Raw genomic sequence first — 26,448 nt, 5'->3', positions numbered from 1 at the left:
GCAACGCTCAGGCCTTCGTGCGCGCCTGCCGGAGCCATTCGTCGAGACCAATGCGGCCGAGGCGCGCTTCGCCCAGCGGCACCAGCGAATGCTGCTCGACCTTGCCGCCAAAATATCGTGCCTCTGGATCGCGCACGACCGCACGCGGGTCATCGGTCGCCTTCAGATAGCGGGCAACGATTTCGTCGAACGGTGCGCGATCCGGGCCGGCGATCTCGACTATGCCGTTTCGCGGCGGTTCGAGCGCCACGCCGGCAACGGACCTCGCGACATCGTCGGCCGCAATCGGCTGAAACAGGCCGGGTGAAACCCTGAGCGTATTTCCTTGCGCACTCGATGCGGCGATGGCGCCGAGAAATTCCATGAACTGGGTCGCGCGAACGATGGTGTAGGGGATGCCGGAGGCCACGATCAGCTTTTCCTGGGCGACCTTCGCGCGGAAATAGCCGTTCTCTTGTGTCCGGTCGGTTCCGACGATGGACAGAGCGACATGGTGCCGGACGTCGGCTGCGGCCTCCGCCGCGAGCACATTGCGGCCGGCAACCTCAAAGAACTCCAGCACGGCCTTGTCCTCGAACGAGGGCGAATTGGCGAGATCGACCACGACCCGTGCACCGGTCATGGCGTCCTTGACCCCTTCGCCGGTGATGACGTTGACGCCGCTCTTGAGCGAGGCGGCGACGACGTCGTGGCCACCCTGGCGCAGAATGGCGACCACTTTCGAGCCGATCAGGCCGGTGCCGCCGATGACGACGATCTTCATGGAGGTCCCTCCATCGTGACGATTTGGTGCAATTGAGGATCCGGGCCTCAATGCGGTGCATCTTGCAGCACGCACCAGACCGTTTGATGTCGCATTTTGCCGCGCACCCTCAGATGTGATCGCGGGTCTCGGGACGAGGTTCCAAAAAGCTCGAAAACAACCCCATGCAAAGTAGCCCGGCTGCCGGTGCGTCGCCTGACGATGTCGGGAAGCGATTTGACACGTCGGGCAAATCACCGGCACGATGGCATCATCCAGCCAACTCGATCTCATCGCGCTCTGTCAGGGGTCAGCACCACTGACAAGTATTTTGTTCGACGAGTAGCCTTTGCGTCAGATCGACTTCACCTCACCGCCGTCCATGCGAAGCGTCGAGCCGGTCATCCAGCGCGCGCCCGGCGAAACCAGGAACGCCATCAACTCGGCAATTTCCTCCGGCTCGCCATAGCGGGCGATGCCGGCTTCCTTCGGGAAGTTGGCGGTTGCCTCCTCCACGGTCATGTCGTGCAGCGGGGCCCAGTGCTGGAGATAGGAGCGGCGGCGGCCCGTCATGACCGGTCCGGGCAGGACGCTGTTGACTTGCACGCCATCGGCGATGCCGCGATCCGAAAACGCCTTTGCCAGCGCAACGATGGCGGCATTGATGGTGCCGACCGCCGCATAAGGCGCCTTCGGAAACAGGGCCGAGTTGCCCGACATCAGCACCACCGAGCCCTTTGCCTCCTTGAGCGCCGGCCACGCCGCAATCGTCAGCCGTCGCGCACCGTGCAGCTTCAAGGCGAGGCCAGCCTCCCATTGCTCGTCCGTCATCTCGAACAGGTCGATCTGCGGCACGGCGCCGGCGATGTTGAGCAGCACGTCGAGGCGGCCAAACGCCTCGAGTGTCTTGTCCACCACCATCTGCGCCGCCGACGGCTGGCTCAGATCGGCATCGACGACCAGCGCCTCCGCGCCGACCGCCCTCACCGCTTCGGCGGTCTGCTGCAGACTGGTACGGCTGCGCGCCACCAGGGTTAGCGCGGAGAAGTCACGCGCGAGCCGGATTGCCGTAGCCTTGCCAATGCCCTGACTGGCGCCGGTGATGAGAGCGACTGATTTCGACATCTGTATCCTCCATCGAACATTTCAGTGTGAGTCGCGGACCACGACCATTTTTCCGCGCGCCTCATCGGCCTCCATGACGCTTGGCACTTGCGAGGCAGGCGCGGTTGCGAAGTCAGCGGGCAAGGAAGTCGCGGATGGCGGCTGCGATCTCGGCGGCGTGGGTCTCCAGCGCGAAATGGCCGGTGTCGAGGAAACGCACCGTTGCATTCGGTATGTCGCGCTTGAATGCCTCCGCCCCTGCCGGCAGGAAGAACGGATCGTTCTTGCCCCACACCGCCAGGAACGGCGGCTTATGGGTGCGAAAATAATTCTGGAAGGCCGGGTACAGCGCAACGTTGCTCTTGTAGTCGCCGAACAGATCGAGCTGCACCTCGTCGGCGCCGGGCCGCGAGAGATAGTAGTTGTCGAGCGAATAGCCGTCCGGCGAAATCCTGGTCACGTCGGGAACGCCATGCGTGTATTGCCAGATCGTCGTCTCCGGCTTGAGGAAGGCGCGCAACGCCTGCCGGTTTTGCTCCGACGCATCCTGCCAATAGGCGCGGATCGGATTCCAGCCGTCGCTCAAGCCTTCCTCATAGGCGTTGCCGTTCTGCGAGATGATCGCCGTGATGCGCTCGGGGTGTTTTGCAGCGATCCGAAAGCCCGTGGGCGCACCGTAGTCGAAGACATAGATCGCAAAGCGCTTTAGGCCGATCACCTCGGTGAAGCGATCGATGACCTCGGCAATATGATCGAAGGTGGTGGCGAACATGCCGCGCGCCGACGTGTCCGACTGCCCGAAGCCGGGCAGATCGGGGGCCACGATGTGAAAGCGATCGGCGAGCAGCGGGATGAGATCGCGGAACATGTGGCCCGCGCTCGGGAAGCCGTGCAGCAGCAGCAGCGTCGGCGCATCCGCACGCCCGGCTTCACGATAGAAGATCTTCCAGCCGTCGACGTCGGCAGTGCGATAGGTGATGGTAGACATTGCGGTGCTCCTGTTTGGTAACCTGTATTTTACCACATTAAAGGTTACGTTCGCTCGCCGCCTGGCGCTAACCATTCTTCGTGCCTGGCGGGGCGACGTTTCTGATCTCAGCGCGCAAGTGCGGCCGCATCGCGCACGGCTTCGCGAATGATGTCCACCGCGAGCCCGGGCGCGGTGACGATGGGAGTGTGATCGACCTGATGCGCTCGCACGCGCGCCTTCATGCGCGCCGCCATGAAACGCTGGGTCTCCGCAGCGATCATCCGGTCCTGCTCCGCAACCAGGAACCACGAGGGGCGATCCTTCCACAGCGGCCGATCGACCGCGACGGTGATGCAGGCTGGCGAGATCGGTCGCTGAACCGCGGTCAGGAGCGTCAACTCCTCGGCTGACGCCCGCTGGGCGAAAGCGGCGGCAAAGGCTTCATCGGGCAAATAGATCAGGCCGTGATGGTCCGGCGCTAGCTTAGGTGCCTGCGGGTGCGGTTCCGCGCGATAGAACATTTCGGCGACCGTTTCGCCCTCGTCCGGCGCAAGCGCTGCGACATAGACCAGCGCCCTCACCCTCTCATTCCGCGTCGCCCCGATCACGGCCCCCGCATAGGCATGGCCTGCGAGAACCACCGGCCCCGTTACACGCTCGAGGATCCGATCAAGCGCCGCCACATCATCGCGGAACGATGTGAGCGGCAGCGGCGCCGCGACGGCCCTGGTGCCCTCGGCCGCCAATAGCTGGATGACCTTGGCCCAACTCGATCCGTCAGCCCAGGCGCCATGGACCAGCACAACCGTCACTTCGTTCGCCAACATCGCCGCTCTCCTCCGGGGGTTCGGGTCAGTAACCCATTTATTAGCTTTAAACTGGTTACTATCGACGAACGTAACTTGTCAATCTGCATTAGGGCGGTTATCTATGGAACAACGTTCACGGTTGGGTGATGGAATTGGGCCAGCGCCCGGAACAGGAGCCTTCGATGAACCAACATCCTCCCGCGATCTTCGTCGGCGATGCGCCCGGACTGGATTTCCTGAATTCAATCGCCACGCCAGTCGATACGCCCCTCGACTGGCTCGATGATGGCGAGGGCCTACTGAACTGGCTCGAGCAGGCGCAGCTCGTGCCTGCAGACGCACTTGGGAGCATTCGCTCCCAGGCGCTGCCCGGCGAGCTGGACAAGGTCGCAGATCAGGCAAGGAACCTGCGCGAGTGGTTCCGAGGCTTTGTGCGCAAGCACAAGGGCCGTCCCCTGACGGCAAAGACTCTCGCCGAACTCGAGCCGCTCAATCGCCTGCTGCAGCGGGATGATTGCTTCGACCGCATCGTGGCTGCGCCGAAGGGCGCACCGTCGCCTCTCCAGCGGCAGTCGATCCGCCGATGGCGCACGCCCGAAGCCCTTCTCGCTCCCATCGGAGACGCACTGGCACAATTTGTCTGCGTGGAAGATTTTTCAAACGTGAAGGCCTGCGAAGGACCGGCCTGCACGCTGCTCTTCGCCGACCACACGCGCGGTCATCGGCGACGCTGGTGCAGCATGGCCATCTGCGGCAATCGCGCCAAACAGGCCGCGCACCGTCAGCGGATCAGGGCGCAGTAGGCCGCGCCAAGTGCCCTCGATGCCCCGCGTGTCTCGATCACTCGCACGCAACCGTCCCGGACGCCGACCGGGTTCCATCCAAGTTATTCAGCCCTTCCCCGGGGATCACCCGCCACTAGATTGTGCAAATCTCCAATGCATTGCACAAAAAGATGCACTTTAAATTTTCCTATTTTGTGCGACGATGTGGGGCTTCCGTGGCAATCCCAACAAAAGGGGACCCCCAAATGAAGTTTGCGCTCGCCAGCCTGACCGCCGCCGCGGCCGTCGCGGCAACCCTGGCCCTCGGCCAGCCTGCTCGTGCCGGCGACCTGATCGTCGCAACAGACACGGCCTTCGTTCCGTTCGAGTTCAAGGAGGGCGACAAGTATGTCGGCTTCGACATCGACCTTTGGGCCGCCATCGCCAAGGATATCGGCGTGACCTACACACTGCAGCCGATGGACTTCAACGGCATCATCCCGGCGCTCCAGACCAAGCAGGTCGACGTCGGGCTGGCCGGCATCACCATCAAGGATGAGCGCAAGAAGGTCATCGATTTTTCGGACGGCTATTACGACAGCGGATTCCTGCTGATGGTGCCGGTCAACAGCACGATCAAGGGTCCGGAAGACCTTCCCGGCAAGACGCTCGCCGTGAAGACCGGCACGTCGGCGACCGACTACGCCAAGGAGCACTTCAAGGGGACGGAGCTCCGCCTCTTCCCCAACAGCGACAACGCTTATCTCGAAGTCGCGACCGGACGCGCGGACGCCGCGATGCACGACACCCCCAACGTCCTCTACTACATCAAGACCAACGGTCAGGGGAAAGTGAAGACCGTCGGTCCGCAGATGATGGCCCAGCAATATGGCATGGCCTTCCCGAAGGGCAGCGAGCTCATCGCCAAGGTCAACGCCTCGCTGGTCAAGCTGAAGGGCGACGGCACGTACACCGCCATCTACAAGAAGTGGTTCGGCGCCGAGCCGCCGAAGAGCTGATCCACGTTCCGTGGCGCGCGCCGGCCTAAAGCGCGATGAGATCAGGATAAATCGCCATCGCGCTTTAGGTTGTTTGTTTGAGCATGATCTTTTCGGAAAACCGCTTCGCACTTTTCCGGATCATGCTTTAGCCGGCGCGCCTTCCCTAGAGGAATGCTCTCATGGATTTCGAGTGGTCGGTTATCTGGCAGGCCCTGCCTGAGCTCCTGAAGGGTGCCCGCCTCACCGTGCTGATCGCGCTGGCCGGGCTCGCCGGCGGCCTAGTGATCGGCTTCGCGGCCGGCCTGGCGCGCGCCTACGGCAATGCCGTCCTCAACGCCATAGCCTTCGCCTATGTCGAGCTCATACGCGGCACGCCGATCATCGTGCAGGTGATGTTCATCTATTTCGCGTTGCCGATCCTCGCGAATGTCCGCATTTACCCGCTCGCGGCGGCAATCATGGCCATCATCGTCAACGCCGGAGCCTATATCGCCGAGATCGTGCGCGGCTCGTTTCTCTCCGTCCATAAAGGATTGCGGGAAGCGGGTCTGGCGCTCGGCCTGCCGCTCTGGAAGGTGCTTCTCTACATCATCGGCCCGCTCGCCTTCCGCCGCATGATTCCGGCGCTCGGCAACCAGTTCATCGTCAGCCTGAAGGATACGTCGCTCTTCATCGTCATTGGTGTCGGCGAACTCACGCGGCAAGGCCAGGAAATCATGGCGGCCAATTTTCGCGCCGTCGAAATCTGGTCCGCCGTGGCGATGTTCTACCTGATCATGACCGGCGCGCTCACGCTTATCCTCAGGATGACCGAAAAGAGGATGCGCATCCTGTGAGCATCGTGGAGTTCAAGAAGGTCACCAAGCGGTTCGGCCAGGTCACGATCCTCAACGAGGTCGACCTGTCGATAGAGGCCGGCGAGAAGGTCGTGCTGATCGGTCCCTCCGGATCCGGCAAGTCGACGCTGCTCCGCTGCATCAACGCGCTGGAGGAGATCAATGGCGGTGATCTCGTCGTCGACGGCATCAGCGTCAAGGCCGGCGGCCGCATGGTCCGCATGATCCGCCAGGAAGCCGGCATGGTCTTCCAGCAATTCAACCTGTTTCCGCAAATGACGGCGCTCGAGAACGTCGCCTTCGGCCCGCGCCGCGTGCGCGGCGAGTCGCGGCAGGATGCGCGAAAGCGGGCGCTGGAAATGCTCGCCAAGGTCGGCCTCGCCGACCGCGCTCACCACTATCCGAGCGAGCTTTCCGGCGGCCAGCAGCAGCGCGTCGCGATCGCCCGCGCGCTTGCCGTCAAGCCGAAGCTGATGCTGTTCGACGAGCCGACATCCGCACTCGATCCGGAACTGCGGCATGAAGTGCTGCGCGTCATGCAGTCGCTGGCCGAGGAAGGCATGACCATGATCGTGGTCACCCACGAGATGGCCTTCGCCCGCAAGGTCGGCACCAGGCTGATCTTCATGGAAGGTGGCAAGATCGCAGTCGACGGCGAGCCACGGGAGCTGCTGGCCAATCCGCAAAACCCTCGGCTGAAAGAGTTTCTGCAACATGTCGTATGACGCCGGCCGCCGGCTTTCCTTCATCGATGTCGCAGGTTCACCATTCGATGTCGGAGCAACCCTTGGGCACTTCGGTCGAGCGGCCCTGCAGGACCATTTCCGTAACTCTGCTGCGTGGCGCGAGCTGACCACGCGCCGCGGCGATCCCTTGCTCGCCGAGATGGCGGCCATCGTCCGGGACCGGTTTCCAAGGTACTGGGCTGAGCTGCAGGGCCTCGCCGTCGGGCTGGCGCTGCCCTTCGACGACGTCTTCCTGTGGAACTGCCGCGGCGATATCTGGGCGATGGCGCCGGATGGCTGCACGACCGTGCAATTGCCCGGCTCTCCGCATGTGATCGGTCACAACGAAGATGGCGACCCCGACTTTGCCGGCCACTGCGCCCTCGCCCATCTTGCATCCGAAGGAGGCACACCGTTCACCGCCTTTGTGTACCCGGGCTCGCTGCCGGGACACACATTTGCGGCCACGTCGAAGGGAGTGGTCCAGACCGTCAACAATATCAGGCCGCTGGCCGGCGGCGCGGGCACGCCGCGCATGGTGCTCGCCCGCGCGATACTCGACGCGCCGGACCTCGACGCGGCACTCACCGTGCTCAAATCCGCGCCGCGCGCCGGCGCATTTCACCTGACGTTGGCGCAAGCCGGTGACGAGCGGCTTCTCAGCGTCGAGTTCACCGCCCGGGCCCTGTCGGTCGATCGGGTCCGGACGCCGCGTGTCCATTCGAATCATCTGACCCATGCCGACACCGGGCGCATGTCGCAGATCGTCACCGGTTCGTCCGGCGTGCGACAACGGCGCGGCGAGATGCTGCTCGGCCAAACGCTCCAGTCGGAACCGCAAGCCCGCGCGCTCGACATCTTGTGGGACGCGGCCGACGCGGAATTGCCGATCTACCGCACAGACCCGGCCGATAGCGACGTCGAGAACACGCTCGCAAGCGCCGTCTTCCGGGTCGGGGCTGACAAGGTCGAGTGGTCTGTCTACGATGGAGCGCACGAAGCGGCTCGCTTCGATATGCGGGATGGGCTGGTGCCCTTCGCGGCGTGAACAGGATCTAGGGTGATGCCAGAGGAAGCCATCGCGGTGCCGCCGCGCACCATCGAGGATCTCAGGGCACTCGCGCTCTCGGTTGGCCGCGACGAGGCAGGCTTTTCGCTCGGCTCCAAAGCGCACGACGTCTTCGCTAAGCTGGTGGAAGCACCGGAACAGTCGGCGGTTCGCTCGATCTCGGAGCTTGCCGATCAGTTCGGCATCAATCCGTCGACGCTGACCCGACTGGCGAAACGTCTCGGCTTCGAAGGCTTCAGCGATTTCCAGGCGGTCTTCCGCAAGGCCATCGCGAACGAGCAGCAGTATTTCTACAGCCGCCAGGCCGGCCGGCTGATGGCCGCGCCGTCCGCCGGCAATGCCGAAGTCCAGGCGTTCGCGCAGCTGGCGCGGGAAACGGCAGCGAATGTCGACGGATTCCTCGGACAGCTGGACGGAGCCGCTCTGCAAGGGGCCACGAAGCTGCTGGCAAATGCCCGCCGTATTCGTGTCCATGGCGTTCGCCAATTCCATTCGCTGGCGAGCTTTCTCACCTATTGCCTGGGAATGGTGCGCTCGGACGTCGCGCTGCTCGACGCGCCGCGCCTCGGCGTCGCCGAGGCATTGTCGCAGCTCGACCCGGGCGACGTCGTCATCGTCGCCAGCTGCGCGCCCTATACGCGCAGCGTCGCGGAGGTGGGCCGCGTTGCGGCTTCGAACGGCCAGAGGGTGATCGCGATTACGGATTCCCGGTCGTCTCCACTCGTTCCTCCTGCCGAGCATGCCTTTTTCATCCCCCACGCGAGCAGCTTCTATTCGAACAGCATGGGCGCCTATGTCGTCTTCTGTGAAGCGCTGCTCAACCTCGTCGCGCGGGAATTGGGTGACAAGGCACTGAACTCCCTGGCGGGTCGCGAGCGGCTGATCGCGGAGATGAACATAGAGGTCGGCTGACTGCGTAGCGATCTGCTTATGGCAGCAACGCCAGCCGCGCTGCGCCGCTTTGGAATCGTCACCGTCGAGCCCCAGAGATCATGACCATCCACCCGATCGTTCGCTATCCCGACCGCCGGCTCGCGATCCCGGCACGGCCCGTGACCGTGTTCGACGACGCGTTGCGAGAGCTTGCGCAGGATCTGCTCGAGACGATGCGCGCGGCGCCCGGCGTCGGCATCACGGCGCCGCATATCGGCATCCCCCTGCGCGTCGTGGTGCTCGAGCTCGACGCAAAGGATGGCGCGCGGACCTACGTCAATCCGCAGATCGACTGGGCCTCAGCAGAGATGCTCCTGCACCGCGAAGGCAGCGTCTCGATGCCCGGCGTCAACGACGAGGTCCAGCGCCACGCCCGCGTGCGGATCAGCTATCACGATGTCGACGGCAACATGCAGACCGAGGAATCGGACGGCCTGCGCGCCATCTGCCACCAGCACGAGATCGATCAGCTCGACGGGGTGTTCTGGATCCAGCGACTGTCGCGGCTGAAGCGGGAGCGGCTGGTGAAGAAGTTCGAGAAGATGGCGCGGGGTTCGTAAAGCTTCGTATGGCGGGTTAGCGGAGCGCAACCGGCTCTCTTCGCCATACGTGGAGAGGGTGGATCACGCCCGCCGGCCAACCAACTAATCCACCCTACGCCCGGCTCTGAACATTGGCAATGAGCGCGATGATCTTCGGTCGGACGACGTCGATTTGATCGAGAATCTGGCGCGGCATGTGATCGGCATAGGCCCTGAACTTTTCCAGCACATCGTGGGCGGCTGAAAGACCGACCTCGCGGACATGCGAGTCCACCTTGTGCTGGGCGTCCTTGAGCTGGCTGCGGAAGCCACCGATCAGCTCGCACATCAGTTTGTCGATGGGACCAATCGACTGGCGCGGATGCAAGGGAAGACCGCCCATGGCCAGTTGCGTGTCCCGGTCCATCGGGAGGTAGACGACGTTCCAATCGTCATAAGGCAACAGGTTCATCACCCTGATCAGCCATGGGCCGAGTTCGCCGTTAAAGACCGGCTCGGAAAGCACGAAGAACGGGCGGATCGCGTTGTGGCCATGGTCTCGCAGCAGATCCTTTTCGATCCGCGTGCGGCGCGCATCCTGCGTCGCCAGGGATTGCTTCACCCTACGCGCGAACTCGGCGTCGTCGGGGATGATATTCGCGGCGTCGTTCAGCCCGAATCCCAGCGCCCGCAGCATGTCGCCATGCCGTCCCGCGAACACGTCTTCGCCGAACACCCGACGCTTGCCGTCAGAATCGACCCGCGGCTGCAACGTTGAAGAATCGATCGGTGCCTTACGCCTGCCGAACATGTGGCATTCCCACCTGTTTTCCCCGGAAGGCTATGCGAGAAAGATTAAGAAATGAGGCCGCAGAAAGGTATCATTATCGTTGCTATGGCCGCCAGGTCGAGCGGGACTCGACGGCATCCTGTGCATCGTTGCCAGCACGTAGGATGGGTGGAGCGAAGCGATACCCATCAATCCCGTTTTTGCGATCGCGATGGGTTTCGCTGCGCTCTACCCATCCTACGCGCTATTTCAGCGGCAGAAAAAGCTCTGCAATCGTCTCATGCTCCGGCACCTCCGGGAAGAAGCTCAGCCGCCGCGTGGCGCGGAGAAATGGCTAGTTCGGCAAGTATCGGAATCAATCGACGCAGTGGACGGATGCTTAGTCAGAACGGCCTCCGCTTGGCATATCGCCATTTTTCGCTCGATACCGTCACAATCAACAATTCCCAATCGAGCTAGGCATTGATGGTCCGGTTTCGCGCAAAAACTGGCCGATACGCATGTCCGAGCTGAGACGGGATCCGGAGCTGACATGTCTTTCAGAGCCTGACTGCGCCGAAGTCTGCTCACCCTTCGATCAGTCGTAGTGACGCCCCAGAAACGCCCGCAACCTCTCGGTTTTCGGATCGGTCATGATCTCGCTCGGCGCACCCTGCTCGACGATCACGCCGCCGTCCATGAAGATGACGCGATCGGCAACCTCACGGGCGAAGCCCATCTCGTGGGTGACCACGATCATCGTCGTGCCCTCGTTGGCCAATTCTCGCATGACGCGGAGCACTTCGCCGACCAGCTCAGGGTCGAGAGCCGATGTCGCCTCGTCGAAGAGCATGACAGCCGGACGCATCGCGAGAGCCCGGGCGATCGCCACGCGCTGCTGTTGGCCGCCGGAGAGACGGGCGGGATATCGATCGGCCTTGTCGGCCATGCCGACCTTCGTGAGCATCTCCAGCGCCTGCTTCTGCGCCTCAGCTCTGTCCCGGCGCTGGACCGACAAAGGCCCCATCATGACGTTCTGAAGCACGGTCCGATGCGGGAACAAATTGAAGCTTTGAAACACCATGCCGACATGCTCGCGGTTCTTCGCGACCGCCTTCTCATCAAGCATCCGGCGGCCACCTGTGCCGTCGCTCTGATAGCCGACCGGCGCACCATCGACCGTGATCGTGCCGTCCTCGAATGTCTCGAGGAAGTTGACGCAGCGGAGCATGGTGGACTTGCCTGATCCGCTCGGCCCCAGAACGACAACGACTTCACCGCGCCGCACGTCGAACGAGACGCCGTCCAGAACCCGATGCGCTCCGAAGGATTTCACAAGGCCGTTTACTGATACGATGACGGCAGATTCAGCGGAGGTGGTCATGGGCGGCCTCAGTGATCGAAGGAGATTTTCCGCTCGCAGTAGCTAGCGAGCAGCGAAACCGGGTAGCAAATCAGAAAGTAGATCAGCATGACGCCCAGGAAGATCTGGAAAGCCGCGAGCGTTCTCTCGACGACCTCGCGAACTGCAAAAGAAAGCTCCCAGGCTCCGACAACCGAGGCGTAGGACGTCTGCTTGATCGCCATCAGTGAAATGTTGAGCACCGGTGCGATCGCGAGGCGAGCCGCCTGAGGCAGAATAACCTCACGCAGCATCGTCAACCGGCGCATGCCAAGGCTCTTGGCTGCGGCCACCTGGCCGGCCGGCACAGCTGCGATGGCCCCCCGCACCGCCTCTGTGACGAAGGCGCCGACGTAAACAATCATCGAGATTGTGACTGCGGAATACGCGCTGAGGCGAATTCCAAATGCCGGGAAAGTGTAAAAGCCAAGAAACATCACGACCAGCACGGGGATGCCCCGAAACACGAACACATATGCCGTGATGACTGACCGGAGGACCCGTCCTCCGCCGCTGGCGATCGTTCCAACCACCGTGCCCAGAAGCGTGCCGGCGGTGACGACCACGAACGCAAGCCACAGCGTGACGAGCGCCCCCTGCAATAGATAAGGAAAACTGCCGAAAAGGATGGAGATGCTCATCCAAGCCTCCCGGTGAAGCGCATCTCGCCGATCCGGAAGCCGATACCGACGACTGTAGTCAGGATCAGATAGAGCAGTGCAACAAGGATAAAGACTTCAAAGGACGCTCCCGAGCGTTCAATGATAACCTTGCCGGACAGCGTCAAATCGAGCACCCCGATCGCCGATACGAGAGACGTGTCCTTCACCAGGACGATTAGCTGGTTCGAGACAGGTGCCATAACTTGGATTGCGGCCTGCGGAAGAATGATCTGTCGAAAAATGGCCCAGCGACGCATGCCGATCGCCTGTCCTGCCTCCCACTGTTTAACGCCCACGGCCGCGATGCCGCTACGAAAGAGCTCTGACAGGAAGGCTGCGTGTTGAAGCGCAACGGCGAGGACACCGCAGGTGATCTCGTCCCAGAAGATTCCCAAGATAGGTAGGCCGAAGAAGAGGAGGTACATCTGGACGAGGAGCGGCGTGTTCCTCATCACTTCCACATAAGCTCGCACCAGACCGCTCAATAGCCGCCAGCCGGCGATTCGGGGCAGTGTGAGAAGAATACCGATCGCGAGAGCCGTCGGCGCCGCGAGAGCCGCGACGAGGATGGTAACGAGCATCCCGCTCCAGAGTTGCGGAAGATAGCGGGCGGCGAAGCTGCCGAACTGTGACCAATCCATCACCGCCCCCTACGCTCTTCAGTTATTGTTGAGATACCACTTTGCGTTTTTCGGCTTTTCACCGAACCATTTCTCGTAGATCGCGCTGTAGTCCGCGAAGAGGTAGCCGCCGGTCATTTCAGACACGACGAGATCGAGGTACTGCCAGAGCCTGAAGTCACCTGACTTCATGAAGATGCCTGTGTTGACGACGTCAGTCAGGCGCGTTTCCATCACGCGCATGTCCGGATTGTTCTTGACGTACCAGGCGGCGACGGGCGCATCGAGTTGGGCGGCCTGGGCTCGTCCGAGCTTCACCGAGTTGAATTGGGAAGCGATACCGTCAAAAGTCTGGAGCTTGGCCTGCGGGAAGAGGCGCTTGGCGCGCTCCTCCTGGGTCGGCGTGGTCAGATTGGCGATGGTGACGTTTGGCTTATTGAGATCCTCCAGCGTCTTGAAGGGCGCGTCCTTCCGGACGATAAGGACGATGCCGCCGTCGATATAGTTTCGGGTGAACGCGACGCGTTGGGCGCGGTCAGCGTAGATAGTGGTCGTCTGTGCGCCGAAGTCGATCGTGCCGTTCTGGGCGTTCGGCCAGCGCTGCGCGGCGCTCTGGCGGATGAACTCGACCTTGTTGGGATCGCCGAAGGTCGCCTTGGCAATCAGCCGGGCAATGTCGATGTCGAAGCCGACCAGTTCACCCTTTTCATCGACAAATCCAAACGGCGGCGACTCGCTAGACACGCCGACGATCAGCTTGCCTCGCCCCATGATTTCATCGAGCCTGGACTTTTCCTGAGCGTGGCTCGCCCCGACCGAGAGCCCGAGGGCGCAGAATGCCGCAACCAGACCGATGACAAACCGCCGCGAAAGGCATCGCATTTCCGTGCTCCATTGGCTGTTGGAAGGTAGAAAACGTGGCATTCGGCTACGACTAGCGCTCCGCCGGGTACGGCGAAAGAACACGGCTTCTGACGGAGCACGTTAGAAATAATTACGCCACGAATGATCTAGAGGCGGCAGTTGATCGCCGCCCGCTCCAATGCGGCCAGCGCAGCCGCGACGACAGGGCGCCGGGACGTACCTTTCGGCACGGCGCTGAAGATGTGCCGGTGCAAGGCAGGCGCAAGGGGAAGAACCAGAAAGTCGGGATCCTTCTTCAAGTGATGCACCGCCAGGCCGGGCAGCACCGTCACGAAATGCCCCGTGCGTACCATCTCGAGAGTGGCGGAAATATTACGGGCGCTGCAACCAATCTTCATCTCGAAACCAGCGGCGTGGCATGCGTTGGTCAGGTTGAGCTGGTACGCGACTGCCGTTTGGTTGATCGCCCACTTCTCGTTCGAGAGATCCTTGAGTTCTATGCTCGTCAAGTCAGCCTTTGCGAAGCGGTGATCTGACGAGAGAATGGCGTTCAAGCCGTCGACATAAAGCGGGTGAAATTCGAGAGCCTGCTGATACGCATTTGCGTCCACGTAATCATCGACAATTGCAATATCGACCTGCTTGGCGACAGTCGCCTTGAGGCCTTCGGTCGGCTCGAGTTCGACGAAGCTTGCATCGATCAGAGGATGCGTCTTGTGCAGATAACCGAAGGCTCTGGGAACGATGCTTGTCGCGACGCTTCCGAAAGCGGCAAGCCGCAGCTCACCCGCGGGCGGACCGTCACTCTCGCTCAGCTCGGCCTCGATGCGATCGGCTAACTGCAGGAGCGGAGTGACGCGGTCCAGGAGTTGCTGTCCCTTGGTCGTCAGGCGCAACCCACCGGCTGAACGCTCGAAGAGGACCGCTCCCGCCTCGCGTTCAAGCAGCGCCAATTGCTGGGACACGGCCGGTCGCGTTTGGCCGAGTGCCCGTGCAACCGCCGAAATCGTGCCGAGCTCGGAAAGCTCATGAAAGAGTCGCAGCCGTGAAAGATTGAGCGCCAAACTCGCAAATCCCCTCAGACCCTCACAGTAAGAATTTCTTTCGCCTCGCGTCAATTGGACTGGTCTTCCGGGCCCTGTCGAACTGGACCTAAAACGGCCGGCATCACGCCCGTGATCCCGATCGCCGCAAGGGTGAGCTCGTGGTCGCCGGCCATTCCATCGGCCTTTTGGCCAATATCGCGAGGATTTTCGATGCCGACGATCGCCTTTCTGGGTGTTGGCCGCATGGGTTCACATATGGCGCGGCGGCTTGCCGCGGCCGGACACAAGGTGCGGGCCTACGATCCCAATACGCCGGCTGTCGCCAACCTTGCCGCGGCCGGCGTCGAAGCTGCCACAAGCCCGAAAGCTGCGGCTAACGGCGCCGATTTCATTCTGGCCAGCCTCCCCTCGCCAGCGGCCCTGCGGACGGCGGCGACGGGCGAGGATGGGATCCTCGCCGCTGCAAAGAAGGGCGCAATCGTAGTCGATTTCAGCACGGTCGATCCCGCCACCACCAAGGCAGTCGCTGCGATCTGTAACGAAGCCGGCGTCGGATACCTGGATGCTCCGGTTAGCGGTGGCGTCGCCGGCGCGGAGAACGGCAAGCTTCTCATCATGATCGGGGGCGACCAGGCCGTGTTGGACGCGACGCGCCCCGTCCTCGAGACGCTGGCGGGCAAGATCATTCATTGCGGACCGGTGGGTTCGGGGCAGCTCATGAAGCTCAGCCACAACCTGCTGACCGCCATCAACACGGTAGCGCTCGGCGAGGTTCTCGCGGCAAGCGTGAAGTCGGGCGCGAAGCTCGACGTGCTGCTCGAGGTTCTCGGCCGCGGCCTCGCCGGCAGCAAGATGCTCGATTGGCTGGGCAAGACGCTCTTCACTGAGGAGCGCCCCGCGTTCTTCGCGCTCGACCTGATGCACAAGGACATCTCGCTCGCGCTCGACGAGTTCACGGCTTCGCCGATGTACCTCGGGCAGCTCGTTCGCCAGATCTACAACACTGCCCGCGCAGAAGGTCTTGGCGGAAAGGATTCCACGAGCGTCTCGGAGGTCTATGAGCGGCTGCTCAAGGTCAATCTCCGTCAGCCGTCAGCTTAATTTCAAAGGCCAAGGAAAGATCTCATGAGCGCGCAACTCGCTACCTCCCGCTACGACTCCGAACTGACGCTGCCTCGCGCTGGGCTCGCCGGGAACTTCATCGGTGGCCAATGGGTCAAGCCGGTCTCAGAGCGCACGATGGCAGTCCAGAACCCTTGTCGGCGTGACACCATTGCTCGGGTCGGCGCCGCGGACAAGCAGGACGTCGACGCTGCCGTCGCGGCGGCCAAGAAGGCCTTTCCTGCCTGGCGGCGCATGGCAGCCCGAGCCCGCGGGGCGCTCCTGACGGAGCTTGGCAATCGCGTCTCGGCGCATGCCGAAGAGATCGCCAAGGTTCTCGCGGCCGAAACCGGCAATGCGCTGCGTACGCAAAGCCGGCCCGAGGTCGCGAGCACCGCTGAGGTCCTGCGTTATTACGGCGGTGTCGTTTCCGAACAGAAGGGCGAGACGTTGCCGCTCGGTCCGGGGATCTTCAGCTACACGACGCGGGAGCCGCTTGGCGTCGTCGGCGCGATCATCCCCTGGAATTCACCCCTCGTTCTCGCGGCCGTGAAGATCGGTATGGCGCTCGGCACCGGTAACACGCTGGTACTGAAGCCTGCCGAGGATGCGCCGCTCGCCGTCATCAAGGTCGCGGAGCTCGCAGCCGACCTTTTCCCCGCCGGCGTTTTCAACGTCGTCACTGGGACGGGCATCGAGGCCGGTGCGCCGCTTTCGAACCACCCCGACGTCTCGAAGATCTCGTTCACCGGCTCGGTCGAGGTCGGCAAGCTCGTGGCGCATGCCGCCGCTGACCGCATTGCGAAGGTGACCCTTGAACTCGGCGGTAAGAGCCCCTGCATCGTCTATCCCGACGCGGCGACGCCCGAGCAACTCGACACCTGCGCGACGAACGTCATCAATGCCATGCGTTTCGCACGCCAGGGACAGTCCTGCACCGCGGGCTCGAGGCTTTTCGTCCACCGGGACGTGTTCAAGCCGGTGGTCGCAAAGGTGGTTGAGAAACTGAAGGCCATGAAGGTTGGCGACGCGCTTGACGAAACCTCCGACATCGGCGCGATCATCAACGCTGAGCGGTACGGCGAGGTCTGCGCCTTCATCCGCGAAGCCGTGGATCGCGGCGCGAAAGTCGAGATCGGCCAGGTACCGGCTCCTGCCAATGATACGGACGGCTTCATGCCGGGCCCTGTCGTGTTGACGGGCGTCGATAACGGCTGGCGTGTCGCGCGCGAGGAGGTCTTCGGCCCTGTCCTTGTTGCGATCCCATGGACGAACGAGGACGAGATGATCGGCTGGGCGAACGACACCCACTACGGTCTCGCTGCCTACATCTTCACGAACGACATCACCACCGCCCTGCGCGCTGCCGAGCGAATTGATGCGGGTTGGCTTCAGATCAACCGCGCCGGCGGTCAGATCCCGGGCATGTCCTACGGCGGCGCCAAACAGAGCGGTATCGGCGCCGAATACTCTATCGAGGGAGCTCTCGAAAGCTACACCTATCGCAAGAGCGTGACCGTCACGGTGTAAGCCGCGAGATAAGCGAAGAGGTCGCCATGGCCATGCTCCTAACCGAAGACTCCGCGGGTCCGGACCCTCTTCTGGCCATGGCAGGCGAGCGGTTCGATCGTCTGATGACGATCGAATCCCGTCCCCTCTCGGGCGGGCTTCCACCAGGTCTCGTCGTGCCGATGTACGAGATCTGCCGTCGCCATCATGGCGAGCCGTTGTCCACGTTGGCCGCCAGGACTCTCATGTCACGCGTCGCCTACGGAGACCACGTTATCGTTGCGACCGGCGCCGGCGTTCCACCTAAACTGCCGCAGGGCGAGACCGACGGACCGCCAGGTGCCGCTGTCCTTGCCCGGGCTATGGCCCTCGGTCTTGGCGCCCAGGTCACGATCGTCTCGGAAGAGGCACATTCCAAGCCGGTGGAAGCCTGCGCCGCGCTTGTTGGATCCTCCACGGCGAGGCCGATCAATGTGGAGACAATCCCGCCTCATCCCACGCATGGACCCAAAGCCGTCGAAGCGCTGCTCGCGAGATGCCAGCCATCGGCGATTGTCTTCGTCGAACTCGACGGCCCCAACCCGGATGGCCACTTCCACGGCGTCCGGGGCGATCGCCGCCCTGCCGGCACAATGGCGCATCTCCATCTGCTCGCGCAGGCTGGCCGCACAGCGAAGCGCTTGACCATAGGGATTGGCGACGGCGGAAACGAGGTAGGCTTCGGCTCCGTGCGGACGGAGCTTGCCGCGTTCCATCCCAACGGCTTCGTGGTCACGACGGCCGAGACTGACGTGATCGTCAGCGCGGCAATTTCGAACTGGGGCGCCTACGCCGTTTGCGCCGGACTCGCTGTCGGCCTTGGCAGTCCCGACCTGCTTCACGGCGATACTCTCGAAGGGAAGTTGATCAAAGCCTGTATTGGTGCGGGCGCTCGTGATGGCGCGACGGCAAGTGCCGAACCCCGCGTCGATGGCGTCTCTGAGAGCGGTCATCGGGGCTTTGTCAGCCTGCTCGAAAGCATCGTCGCAAGCTCAATGACCGAACCTGGCCGCGCCTCATTGTCGCGTCTGCGGTCCCGGGAGGTGAAGCCGTGACGCCGAACTATGACCCCGCAGTCGGACCCGACTTCATCGGTCTTGTCCCGGGCGCTAGGCACCGAGAGTGCCTCGCCTGGCGTATTCGCGCGGCGAGACGCTTTTGCCGAACGTTGACACGAATGCCGATTTCATCCCGCGTCACCTGTCGCCTCGGCTTCCTGGTTGTCCGCGCCGCCAAGTCACGCTGGTTCTAGGAGAAGTTCATGACAGCCGCCACCGCGTCGAAATCGCAGTCCCCGAGGCCCACAGATCGTTTCGGCAATATTATCGACCCGGTCGTCGGTTTTGCGCGCGGCACCATCATCCGATCCAGTGTCGACGAAGCGCGCCGCCTTCGTCAGGGGCAGGCCGTGGCGGCTGATCGCGTCCGCAAGCTCGGCCCGCATTCCATCGGTGTGTTCACCGGAAATCAGCGAGACTTTCCGCTCAAATCTGAGGATCTCGCAACGCTGTGCGAGGAATGGGTCGGCCCGGGACTCTTCGCCAATGATCTCCGCGAAGTCGCGATTGCCCACCTCGGAGGTAAGAGCGAGGATGGTGTCGCCGTATTCAACCGCACCAGCGCGGGCATCATTGCCAGCATCGCCGCTCTTGCTGGCGGCAGTTGGGTCGTTTCCGTAGTCCCCCCTGGCGGACGGTCGCACGCGTCGGTGATCCGAGGCTGCGCCATCGCGCGAGTCGAGCTCATCGAAATCGGAGGCGACCGCGACTGGCGGGCGGCTCTGGCCAAGGCGAAGCCCCAGCTCGTTGTCGTCACCACGGTGACAAGCGCTCTCGAGCTGCTCGATGATGCCGTAACCTCCGCCGTCGTCGAGGCCACCCACGCGGCCGGCGGCATCGTGCTCGTGGACGATGCCTATGGCGCCCGGCTCCGTCCCGTGCTCCACGGCGGCAAGCCCGGCCTTGCCCTCGGGGCCGACCTCGCAATCACCAACTGCGACAAGGCGGGTCTCGCCGGACCGCGCGCTGGCGTGCTTGCCGGCCGCGCCAATCTCGTCACGGCTGCGTCGGCGAAAGGTGCTGAATTCGGGATGGAGGCCCGCGCGCCGATCGCCGCCGGCGCCATGCGATCCCTCCAAGGTTTTCGGCCAGAGGATCTGCGCGAGGAAGCACGCTCCGGACAGGCGCTCGCGGTCGCCTTGGCCGAGAAGCTCGGCCGCGACATCGTCGCCGTCAGCGATCTCGGACCGATGGTCGACGAGCAGGATGTGCTCGCCCTTGTCCTGCGGCGCGCTGGCCGTTCCGCAGAAAACTTCGGGCTGGCTCCCTGCGAGGTCTCCTCCGCACTCGGAATGGTCCTCCTGCGCGACGCTGGGATCCTCACGGTCAACACCCATGGCCAGCCCGGGGCACGCGTGTCGCTGCGCCTGAAACCGACCCTCGATGCGATCGGGCGAGTTGGAGGCCAGGACGCGGTCGTCGCCGCCGTCGACGCTGCACTCAATCACCTGGCCGCGCGGATCGACGAAGTTACCACGATCTCGCGGCTCATTCTGGGAGATCAGGCATGAGCGCCGTCAACACGAGCTTTGCAGGCATGGATGACCGGCTCGACCGGCTGGTCAATCTCGATCTCGGCGGCCGAGGTGTCGAGCATCTTTACGAGGCAGCGCGCACGCGCCAAGGCGGTTCCCTGTGCGGCGCGGCTGCCGAGGCGCTCGCTGCGATTCCTGCGGGTGCGACCGTGCTGATGACCACAGGCTCCGTTTCGCGTGCCTGGATATCGCCGACCATCGGCGAGAACGACGGTCCGGCCGGCGCCGCCGCGATCGTGAGGGCTCTTGCGTTATCCAAGCGCGTGACTTGCGTCGTCCTCGCGGAGGAGACTTTGCTCGACGGCACCGTCAAGATCCTGACCAGCGCCGGTCTTTCGGTGTTGCCCTACGATCAGGCGCGGATTGCGAGCGGCGATGGAAGCCTCGCCGTCGCGAGCACGCGCTCCTTTCCGGTGACGGACGCAGAGGCGAAGGCCGCCTCCGCGTCCTTGCTCGACGAGCTGAAGCCAGCCCTGGTTTTCTCAACGGAGCGAGTCGGCCGTAACGCCGACGGCATCTACTGTTCGATGCGCGGCATCGACTACGGCATGGGGCGGGCAAGGATCGACTATCTGTTCGACGAGGCGCTTGCGCGTGGGATTCCGAGCGTCTGCGTGGGCGACGGGGGCAACGAGATCGGCATGGGTGTGGTTGCTGACGCTGTGCGGCGCCACGTGAATTTCGGCGACGCGCGGCCCGAAGGCGGCGCCGGTATCGGAGCCGTGACGGGTACCGATGTGCTCGTCACCGCCGCATGCTCGAACTGGGGTTGCTACGCCATCCTGGGGGCACTCGCAGCACGCCTGAAGCGGCCTGACCTCCTCCATGCACCCAAAATGGAAGAGCAGTTGCTGCGCCGCGGTGTCGATATCGGCTTGATCAACTCGGTCGGCAACGTTGTCGACGCTGACGTCGATGGGATCCCTCTCCAGACGCACGTCGCGATGGCCGATCTGATCTCGGCGATCGTTCGGCCAGCGTTTCGCTGATAGCCGAGAAAGGCACGCAATGTCGACCGGAGCAACCGTACCCTTCCTCGATTTGCGCGGCATTCGCGTTTCGTACGGATCAAATGAAGTCCTGAAGGGTGTCGACCTGTCCGTCCGGCAAGGCGAAGTCGTCGTTATCATCGGCCCGAGCGGCAGCGGCAAGAGCTCGCTGCTGCGGACGGTCAACATGCTTCAGCCGGTTGCCGGCGGGGAGATCGTTCTGGACGGCGAGTACCTGCTCTCTGGCAAGCAGGACGTGAACAAGGTCCGCCAGCGCGTCGGGATGGTCTTCCAGCACTACAACCTGTTTCCGCACCTCACCGTCCTGAAAAACCTAACCTTGGTGCCGCGGCGTGTCTTGAAGGAGCCGATTGCGGAAGCGGAAGCTCGCGCCCGGGAACTGCTCGCGAAGGTCGGCCTGGCGGACAAGGCCGGCAGCTATCCGGACCAGCTTTCGGGAGGCCAGCAGCAGCGGGTCGCCATTGCTCGGGCCCTGATGATGCGTCCCCACGTGATGCTGTTCGACGAGGTCACATCGGCGCTCGACCCTCAGCTCGTGCGCGAGGTCTTGAACGTCATGAAGGACCTCGCCCGCTCCGGCATGACCATGCTCGTGGTGACCCATGAAATGAACTTTGCGCGCGAGGTTGGTGACACGCTGGTGTTCATGGCTGATGGCGTGGTTGTCGAGAAGGGAAACCCGGCCGACGTCCTCGATCGACCGAGTCACGACCGCACGCGCCAGTTCCTTTCACATGCCGACACCTGACCCGTTTTCGCGCAACTCAAAGGGACCAAAGAGAGAGGGAAACATGAAGATGCTGAAATGTTTGGCTGCGATCGCCGGCCTGTCATTTTCCGTACTTGCCTTACCGGCTATGGCGCAGTCGAAGGTCGACGTGCCGATGCCAGCAGACCTTGCCACGCCAAAAGTTCTGACGATCGGCATCAATTGCCAGTATCCGCCTGCGGGCTATGTCGGCCTCGATGGAAAGCCAGCCGGTTTTGAGTATGCGCTTGTCAAGCGCATCGCCGCATTTGCCTTCGGCACCGAATCCGGCCTGCGGACGCAATGTGTGAACGACAGCAACCGCATCCCGTTCCTGCAATCCGGCAAGGTCGACCTCGTGCTGGCCTCGCTCGCCCGAACGCCGGCGCGCGCCGAGCAGGTCGACTTCTCGGATCCGATCTGGTTGAGCAATCTTCAGCTCGTCGTGAAGAAGGATTCGCCGATCAACAACTATGCCGACCTCACCGGGCACACGGTTGTCACAGTGACGGGAAGCACCTATCAGACCTGGCTCCAGAAGTGCCAGCCAAAGGCGAACCTAATTACTGCGCAAAGCCCGGCCGATTCCTCGACGATGTTGGTGCAGGGGCGAAGTGACGCCTTCGCTTACATCGACGTTTACGACTACAATTTTGTACAGAACAACAAGAATTTCAAAGTCGTCGGCGAACTCGCTTCACCCGCGATCCAGGGTATCGGGGTGAAGAAAGGCAATGCGGCCATGCTTGCCTGGATCAATGCCGTGATCGCCGAGATGCGCGAAGACGACGCCTTCTACAAGGCTTTCGCTGACGAAGTGAAGGATCCGAGCATGATCGCGAAGTATCGTAACGTCGTGCCGGGACCGAAAGTCAAGCTCGACTATGCGGGCGTCGATCCTCTCGAGTGTAAGTCCTGACGGTGGCGCGTGGGGCGCTCAGGCGCCCCGCGCGATCGGGCGGAGGTGCGTATCATGCAGAGCGATCTCGCGAGAGAGGTGACCGCGCTACTGGTGGGGTTGGGCAATAGCCTCCTCATCAGCGCGATCGGCATAGTGCTCGGAATCGGAATTGGGGTCGCACTTGGGGCAATACGCTACGCGCGGATCCCCATGGTCAGCCTGGTGATCGTCGGCTTCGTGAATGCATTCCGCTGCACGCCCCTCCTCGTACAGATCTTTCTCTTGTTTTACGCGCTACCGGATATCGGTATTAGTCTGACGCCATTCCAGACCTCTTGGCTCGCGCTGGCATTGTGGGGCGGCGCTTATCAAACGGAAGTATTCAGAGCGGCCTTCGACGCCGTGCCGAAAGGCGAAGTGACAGCGGCCCGCGCGCTTGGCCTACCGGCGTTCCAGACCTTTCTTGACGTCACGCTGCCGCTCGCGCTGCGCATCGCAATCACCGGAGCGACGACCACGGCGATTACGCAGTTCAGATCGTCGTCCTTTATGATCGTCGTGGGCTATCAGGAATTGACCTACGTCGCCAACCGGATCGTGTCCGATACGTTCAAGGTGTTCGAGACCTTCGGCATTGCATGTCTCATGTATCTGCTCGTGTGCAGCATTCTCAGCGTCGTGTCGCGCACCTTCGAGCGCAGGCTGGCGATTCCTGGACTGGGATTCGTTAAATGAACAATTGGGTTTGGCCGGTCGCTGCCTACCTCGGTCAGGGTCTTCTCATCACGCTGTGGATCTCGCTGCTCACCGTCGTGTTGGCGACGATTCTTGGCCTCGCGATCGCAGCGCTGTCGCAGAGCACGCTCACTTTCGTGCGCATGATCGGACGATTTTACGTCGATGTATTCCGTGGCGTGCCGTCGCTGATGATCCTCCTTTTCGTGTTCTTCGCGCTTCCACAAATTGGCGTTCGCACGGGGCCGCTGACGGCCGCTGTCATCGGACTGGGACTTTGGGGCGGATCGAACATCGGTGAGGTTCTTCGTGGCGCATTGAGTTCCATTCCACACCGCCAAGAGCAGGGCGCTCGAGCGCTTGGCTTGAGCGCAACCGAAGCTCTCGTGTTCGTCATTCTGCCGCAAGCGTTTCGGCGCGCACTACCGCCCTATGTCGGGCAGCTCACGGTTCTCGTCCAGGCGAGCGCGCTGACTTCCGTTGTTGGCGTTTCGGATCTCCTGGGATCGGCGCGTCAAATGATTGAAAGACTAGCCTATGTTGGGAGTGGACAGTCACACGCCATCGAAATCTATCTGGGCGTTTTGAGCATATTCTTCGTGATCTGTTACGCATTGACTGCGCTGGCAAATACTATCGAACGCCGTCTTCGATACTGAAATCGACCCGATCTTATCGCCGAGCAACGGCAATCAATAGCCGAGCATTTGTCATCGCGGCTGAAGGGGATGGAGTTCTTTGTAAAGCGGCGCGCCCCCCGGGCCCCGGCTTTAGCCCAAGCCTGGCTCTCGCCCTTTCTACGCTATAGTCCGCCGCGCTAACCCATCGGCGCAACGTCTGTTGGATATCCGCTTCCACAGAGTTAAGTCGAATAGGAAACAACAGGCCAATCCATCGAGAACACGAATGAACCTACGCCAATCTGGCTGATAACCGCCGAGGGCACTACTCCCACTCAATCATTTTGGACGATATTTCCGCGTTGATTTCCAAGCACAAATTGACAAAGCTGACGGTCAGATCCCGACGGTATGCCCGCTCTAATTCTTCGGTCTTGAATTCACAGGAAAATTTGCGCGGATCGGAGAAATGGGTACTTCGGCAAGTATCGGAGTCAATCGACGCAGTGGGCGTATGCTTGGTCGGAAGGGCCTCCACTTGGCCAGCCTTTTTTTCCGCCCGTACCGTCAACCATCAACAATTCCCCGTCGACCACCGACGTATGGCTCGCGCAAAAAGTCCGGTTTGCGCCAGGAGCTGCCTTTCCGCGACGCCGCGTCATGCAAATTCGCGCAAAGCGTCCTTAAGACCTGGCTACACAGAGTCCCGCAAGGCGCCAAGCGGTTGCTTTCGCCAGAATACGTCTACGGATCAATCAGGACGCCCGGGTTGAGTAGGCACTGCGGATCCAGTTCCCGCTTGGCCGCCCGCAATGCGGCTGCGAAAAGTTCCGGCCGTTGCCGGTCGTACCACGGCCTGTGATCGCGGCCGACGGCATGATGATGCGTGATTGTGCCACCTGCCGCAATCAGCGCGTCGCTTGCCGCTTTCTTGATCGCCTGCCACTGCTCGAGAAGTCCGCCGTGGCGACCAAGAGCATGGAAAGTGAAATAGGGTGCAGGCCCGTCCGGGTAGACGTAAGTGAAACGGCAAGTCACTTCACCCCTGACGCCAGTTGCTTCAAGAATGGCGCGCTCGGTCGCCCCTTTGACGTTGTCGTGAAAGCCTTCGAACTGATCCCAGGTGATGGCAGTCTCGAACGTATCGTTGACAAGCCCTGCGGGCGTCAGAAATTCGCGCGCATAGGGCATCCGAATGAATGCGTTGCGCCAGACGCCCGCCGCACCTTCCAGATGTGCGCCGCCCGCCTCTGCCGGCTCCGGCGTTCCCCGATGGTCGGTGCAGCATTCCAGCGCGCGCGCTATCCAGGCGTCCATCGGATGATCGCCCGACTCGAAGGCGAGCACCATGATGGCAACGCTCCCATCGGCTGCACCGGTGTTGAAGGCCTCCTGTGAGTCCAGGATCCGACAATTTGATGGATAGAGGCCCGCTTGCGCGACTGCGCGCACGGCGCGCGCAGCATCGAAGAACGACGGAAAACGAACGGATGCGCCGGCGCGGAATTTTGGACGGGGCTGCAATCGCATCCAGGCGCGCGAAATCACACCCAAAATTCCTTCCGAGCCGATGAACATCCGGTCGGGACTGGGACCCGCACCCGACCCGGGAAGCCGGCGCGTTTCGACCACGCCAGCCGGCGTCACGACGCGCAGGCTTTCGACGAAATCGTCGATGTGAGTGTGAAGGCTGGCGAAATGGCCGCCCGATCGGGTCGCAATCCAGCCGCCGAGCGTCGAGTATTCAAAACTCTGCGGGAAGTGCCGCAACGTGAAGCCATGGGGCTTGAGCTGGTTTTCCAAAGATGGGCCACAGGTGCCGGCTTCAATCAATGCAGCGCGAGAAACCGGATCCACTTCGACGACTTTAGCGAGATTACGCAGGTCGAGGGTAACGGCAGCTTTATGCTTGATGCCGTCAACCCGCGGCTCGACTCCGCCGCAGACACTGGATCCGCCCCCGAAAGGCGTCAGCGAAGCACCGACAGAACCCGCCCAGTCCATCACGGCGGAAATCTCCGCCTCATTGCGCGGATAGGCCACGACGTCGGGCGCACAATCGTAGTTGCCGAGCATCGCTCTGACGTAGTCCGGATATGACTTGCCATAGGTGTGCGCGGCGCGATCGTAGCGTTCCGCCGTGCAGAAGGGTGACAGCGAAGCCGGCGGCAGCACGCGCGGCTCCCGCAGGGAGAGGTCTTCGAGGCGCGGGACTACGATCGTATCGAACTCGCCAGCTCCAAACTTCGCATGATAGCGGCCGAGAACAAACTTTCGCTCCTCTGCGCTCATACCTTCTCCTTCGCGGCCCCACCCGTAATATTTCAGCCTTGCGTCCTCCATGAGGGGTCCCTC

At 62.4% G+C, this 26,448-nt stretch carries 27 protein-coding genes; 16 read left to right on the top strand and 11 right to left on the bottom strand.

From position 1 onward, the window contains the following. Positions 1 to 7: 7 nt before the first annotated feature. The 4 genes from Q3C01_RS09555 to Q3C01_RS09540 all read right to left on the bottom strand — a co-directional run bounded on the left by Q3C01_RS09555 (position 8) and on the right by Q3C01_RS09540 (position 3,643). Positions 8 to 763, bottom strand: coding sequence for an SDR family oxidoreductase (locus Q3C01_RS09555; protein WP_458145065.1), 756 nt, complete (start codon positions 761 to 763; stop codon positions 8 to 10). A 333-nt stretch (positions 764 to 1,096) separates the two neighbouring features. Continuing rightward, on the bottom strand, positions 1,097 to 1,867 hold the full coding sequence (locus Q3C01_RS09550) for an SDR family oxidoreductase (protein ID WP_458145064.1): 771 nt from the start codon (positions 1,865 to 1,867) through the stop codon (positions 1,097 to 1,099). A 112-nt stretch (positions 1,868 to 1,979) separates the two neighbouring features. After that, positions 1,980 to 2,834, bottom strand: a complete 855-nt coding sequence (locus tag Q3C01_RS09545; RefSeq protein ID WP_458145063.1) for an alpha/beta fold hydrolase — start codon at positions 2,832 to 2,834, stop codon at positions 1,980 to 1,982. 107 nt (positions 2,835 to 2,941) lie between these two features. Next, complete coding sequence (locus Q3C01_RS09540) at positions 2,942 to 3,643, bottom strand: alpha/beta fold hydrolase (RefSeq protein WP_458145062.1); 702 nt, start codon at positions 3,641 to 3,643, stop codon at positions 2,942 to 2,944. 164 nt (positions 3,644 to 3,807) lie between these two features. On the opposite strand from Q3C01_RS09540, the gene Q3C01_RS09535 reads away from it, so the two are divergent. From Q3C01_RS09535 to Q3C01_RS09505, 7 genes are all read left to right on the top strand, one after another. Then, complete coding sequence (locus Q3C01_RS09535) at positions 3,808 to 4,428, top strand: CGNR zinc finger domain-containing protein (RefSeq protein WP_458145061.1); 621 nt, start codon at positions 3,808 to 3,810, stop codon at positions 4,426 to 4,428. A gap of 227 nt (positions 4,429 to 4,655) precedes the next feature. Beyond that, on the top strand, positions 4,656 to 5,408 hold the full coding sequence (glnH, locus tag Q3C01_RS09530) for a glutamine ABC transporter substrate-binding protein GlnH (RefSeq protein WP_027522501.1): 753 nt from the start codon (positions 4,656 to 4,658) through the stop codon (positions 5,406 to 5,408). Between the two features lie 161 nt (positions 5,409 to 5,569). Further along, positions 5,570 to 6,226, top strand: coding sequence for a glutamine ABC transporter permease GlnP (gene glnP, locus Q3C01_RS09525; protein WP_027522500.1), 657 nt, complete (start codon positions 5,570 to 5,572; stop codon positions 6,224 to 6,226). Then, on the top strand, positions 6,223 to 6,951 hold the full coding sequence (gene glnQ, locus Q3C01_RS09520) for a glutamine ABC transporter ATP-binding protein GlnQ (protein ID WP_458145060.1): 729 nt from the start codon (positions 6,223 to 6,225) through the stop codon (positions 6,949 to 6,951). Before glnP ends, glnQ begins: the two co-directional genes overlap by 4 nt. Then, entirely contained in the window at positions 6,941 to 7,999 is a 1,059-nt protein-coding gene (locus Q3C01_RS09515; RefSeq protein WP_458145059.1) for a C45 family autoproteolytic acyltransferase/hydrolase, read from the top strand. Before glnQ ends, Q3C01_RS09515 begins: the two co-directional genes overlap by 11 nt. Positions 8,000 to 8,014: 15 nt before the next feature. Next, on the top strand, positions 8,015 to 8,932 hold the full coding sequence (locus Q3C01_RS09510; RefSeq protein WP_458145058.1) for a MurR/RpiR family transcriptional regulator: 918 nt from the start codon (positions 8,015 to 8,017) through the stop codon (positions 8,930 to 8,932). A gap of 80 nt (positions 8,933 to 9,012) precedes the next feature. After that, positions 9,013 to 9,513 carry a peptide deformylase gene (locus tag Q3C01_RS09505; protein ID WP_458145057.1) on the top strand — a complete coding sequence of 167 codons (501 nt, stop codon included), beginning with the start codon at positions 9,013 to 9,015 and terminating at the stop codon, positions 9,511 to 9,513. A 94-nt stretch (positions 9,514 to 9,607) separates the two neighbouring features. Here the strand turns inward: Q3C01_RS09505 and Q3C01_RS09500 are convergent, their stop codons facing one another. The 6 genes from Q3C01_RS09500 to Q3C01_RS09475 form a co-directional block, all read right to left on the bottom strand. Further along, complete coding sequence (locus Q3C01_RS09500) at positions 9,608 to 10,171, bottom strand: hypothetical protein (protein WP_458145056.1); 564 nt, start codon at positions 10,169 to 10,171, stop codon at positions 9,608 to 9,610. A 670-nt stretch (positions 10,172 to 10,841) separates the two neighbouring features. Further along, on the bottom strand, positions 10,842 to 11,627 hold the full coding sequence (locus Q3C01_RS09495) for an amino acid ABC transporter ATP-binding protein (protein WP_458145055.1): 786 nt from the start codon (positions 11,625 to 11,627) through the stop codon (positions 10,842 to 10,844). A gap of 8 nt (positions 11,628 to 11,635) precedes the next feature. After that, entirely contained in the window at positions 11,636 to 12,286 is a 651-nt protein-coding gene (locus Q3C01_RS09490) for an amino acid ABC transporter permease (protein WP_458145054.1), read from the bottom strand. Further along, a complete protein-coding gene (locus Q3C01_RS09485; RefSeq protein ID WP_458145053.1) occupies positions 12,283 to 12,948 on the bottom strand; it encodes an amino acid ABC transporter permease in 666 nt (221 codons plus the stop codon). The genes Q3C01_RS09490 and Q3C01_RS09485 overlap by 4 nt, the downstream gene beginning before the upstream one ends. An 18-nt stretch (positions 12,949 to 12,966) precedes the next feature. Beyond that, the gene (locus Q3C01_RS09480) at positions 12,967 to 13,809 is read right to left on the bottom strand and encodes a transporter substrate-binding domain-containing protein (RefSeq protein WP_458145052.1); all 843 of its coding nucleotides are present in this window, start codon (positions 13,807 to 13,809) and stop codon (positions 12,967 to 12,969) included. Between the two features lie 128 nt (positions 13,810 to 13,937). After that, on the bottom strand, positions 13,938 to 14,855 hold the full coding sequence (locus Q3C01_RS09475) for a LysR family transcriptional regulator (protein WP_458145051.1): 918 nt from the start codon (positions 14,853 to 14,855) through the stop codon (positions 13,938 to 13,940). Positions 14,856 to 15,047: 192 nt separating this feature from the next. Here Q3C01_RS09475 and Q3C01_RS09470 point away from each other — a divergent pair, with 192 nt between their 5' ends. From Q3C01_RS09470 to Q3C01_RS09430, 9 genes are all read left to right on the top strand, one after another. Continuing rightward, the gene (locus tag Q3C01_RS09470) at positions 15,048 to 15,938 is read left to right on the top strand and encodes an NAD(P)-dependent oxidoreductase (protein ID WP_458145050.1); all 891 of its coding nucleotides are present in this window, start codon (positions 15,048 to 15,050) and stop codon (positions 15,936 to 15,938) included. Positions 15,939 to 15,962: 24 nt separating this feature from the next. Beyond that, on the top strand, positions 15,963 to 17,468 hold the full coding sequence (locus Q3C01_RS09465; RefSeq protein WP_458145049.1) for an aldehyde dehydrogenase family protein: 1,506 nt from the start codon (positions 15,963 to 15,965) through the stop codon (positions 17,466 to 17,468). 26 nt (positions 17,469 to 17,494) lie between these two features. Beyond that, a complete protein-coding gene (locus tag Q3C01_RS09460; RefSeq protein WP_458145048.1) occupies positions 17,495 to 18,541 on the top strand; it encodes a glutamate cyclase domain-containing protein in 1,047 nt (348 codons plus the stop codon). A 206-nt stretch (positions 18,542 to 18,747) separates the two neighbouring features. Beyond that, entirely contained in the window at positions 18,748 to 20,055 is a 1,308-nt protein-coding gene (locus Q3C01_RS09455) for an aminotransferase class I/II-fold pyridoxal phosphate-dependent enzyme (RefSeq protein WP_458145047.1), read from the top strand. Continuing rightward, the gene (locus tag Q3C01_RS09450; protein WP_458145046.1) at positions 20,052 to 21,068 is read left to right on the top strand and encodes a glutamate cyclase domain-containing protein; all 1,017 of its coding nucleotides are present in this window, start codon (positions 20,052 to 20,054) and stop codon (positions 21,066 to 21,068) included. Before Q3C01_RS09455 ends, Q3C01_RS09450 begins: the two co-directional genes overlap by 4 nt. A gap of 19 nt (positions 21,069 to 21,087) precedes the next feature. Continuing rightward, positions 21,088 to 21,837: an amino acid ABC transporter ATP-binding protein gene (locus Q3C01_RS09445; protein ID WP_458145045.1), complete on the top strand. Its 750-nt coding sequence runs from the start codon at positions 21,088 to 21,090 to the stop codon at positions 21,835 to 21,837. Between the two features lie 43 nt (positions 21,838 to 21,880). After that, a complete protein-coding gene (locus Q3C01_RS09440) occupies positions 21,881 to 22,756 on the top strand; it encodes a transporter substrate-binding domain-containing protein (protein ID WP_458145044.1) in 876 nt (291 codons plus the stop codon). A gap of 54 nt (positions 22,757 to 22,810) precedes the next feature. Further along, positions 22,811 to 23,473, top strand: coding sequence for an amino acid ABC transporter permease (locus Q3C01_RS09435; RefSeq protein WP_458145043.1), 663 nt, complete (start codon positions 22,811 to 22,813; stop codon positions 23,471 to 23,473). Continuing rightward, positions 23,470 to 24,132, top strand: a complete 663-nt coding sequence (locus tag Q3C01_RS09430; RefSeq protein ID WP_458145042.1) for an amino acid ABC transporter permease — start codon at positions 23,470 to 23,472, stop codon at positions 24,130 to 24,132. Before Q3C01_RS09435 ends, Q3C01_RS09430 begins: the two co-directional genes overlap by 4 nt. Before the next feature lie 705 nt (positions 24,133 to 24,837). Here Q3C01_RS09430 and Q3C01_RS09425 read toward each other — a convergent pair. Then, positions 24,838 to 26,436, bottom strand: a complete 1,599-nt coding sequence (locus Q3C01_RS09425; RefSeq protein ID WP_458145041.1) for an FAD-binding oxidoreductase — start codon at positions 26,434 to 26,436, stop codon at positions 24,838 to 24,840. Positions 26,437 to 26,448 lie beyond the last annotated feature (12 nt).

The organism is Bradyrhizobium sp. UFLA05-109 (assembly GCF_054185165.1).
Note: the sequence above shows the minus strand (reverse complement) of the source record. Positions and strands in the feature narration are given on the sequence as shown.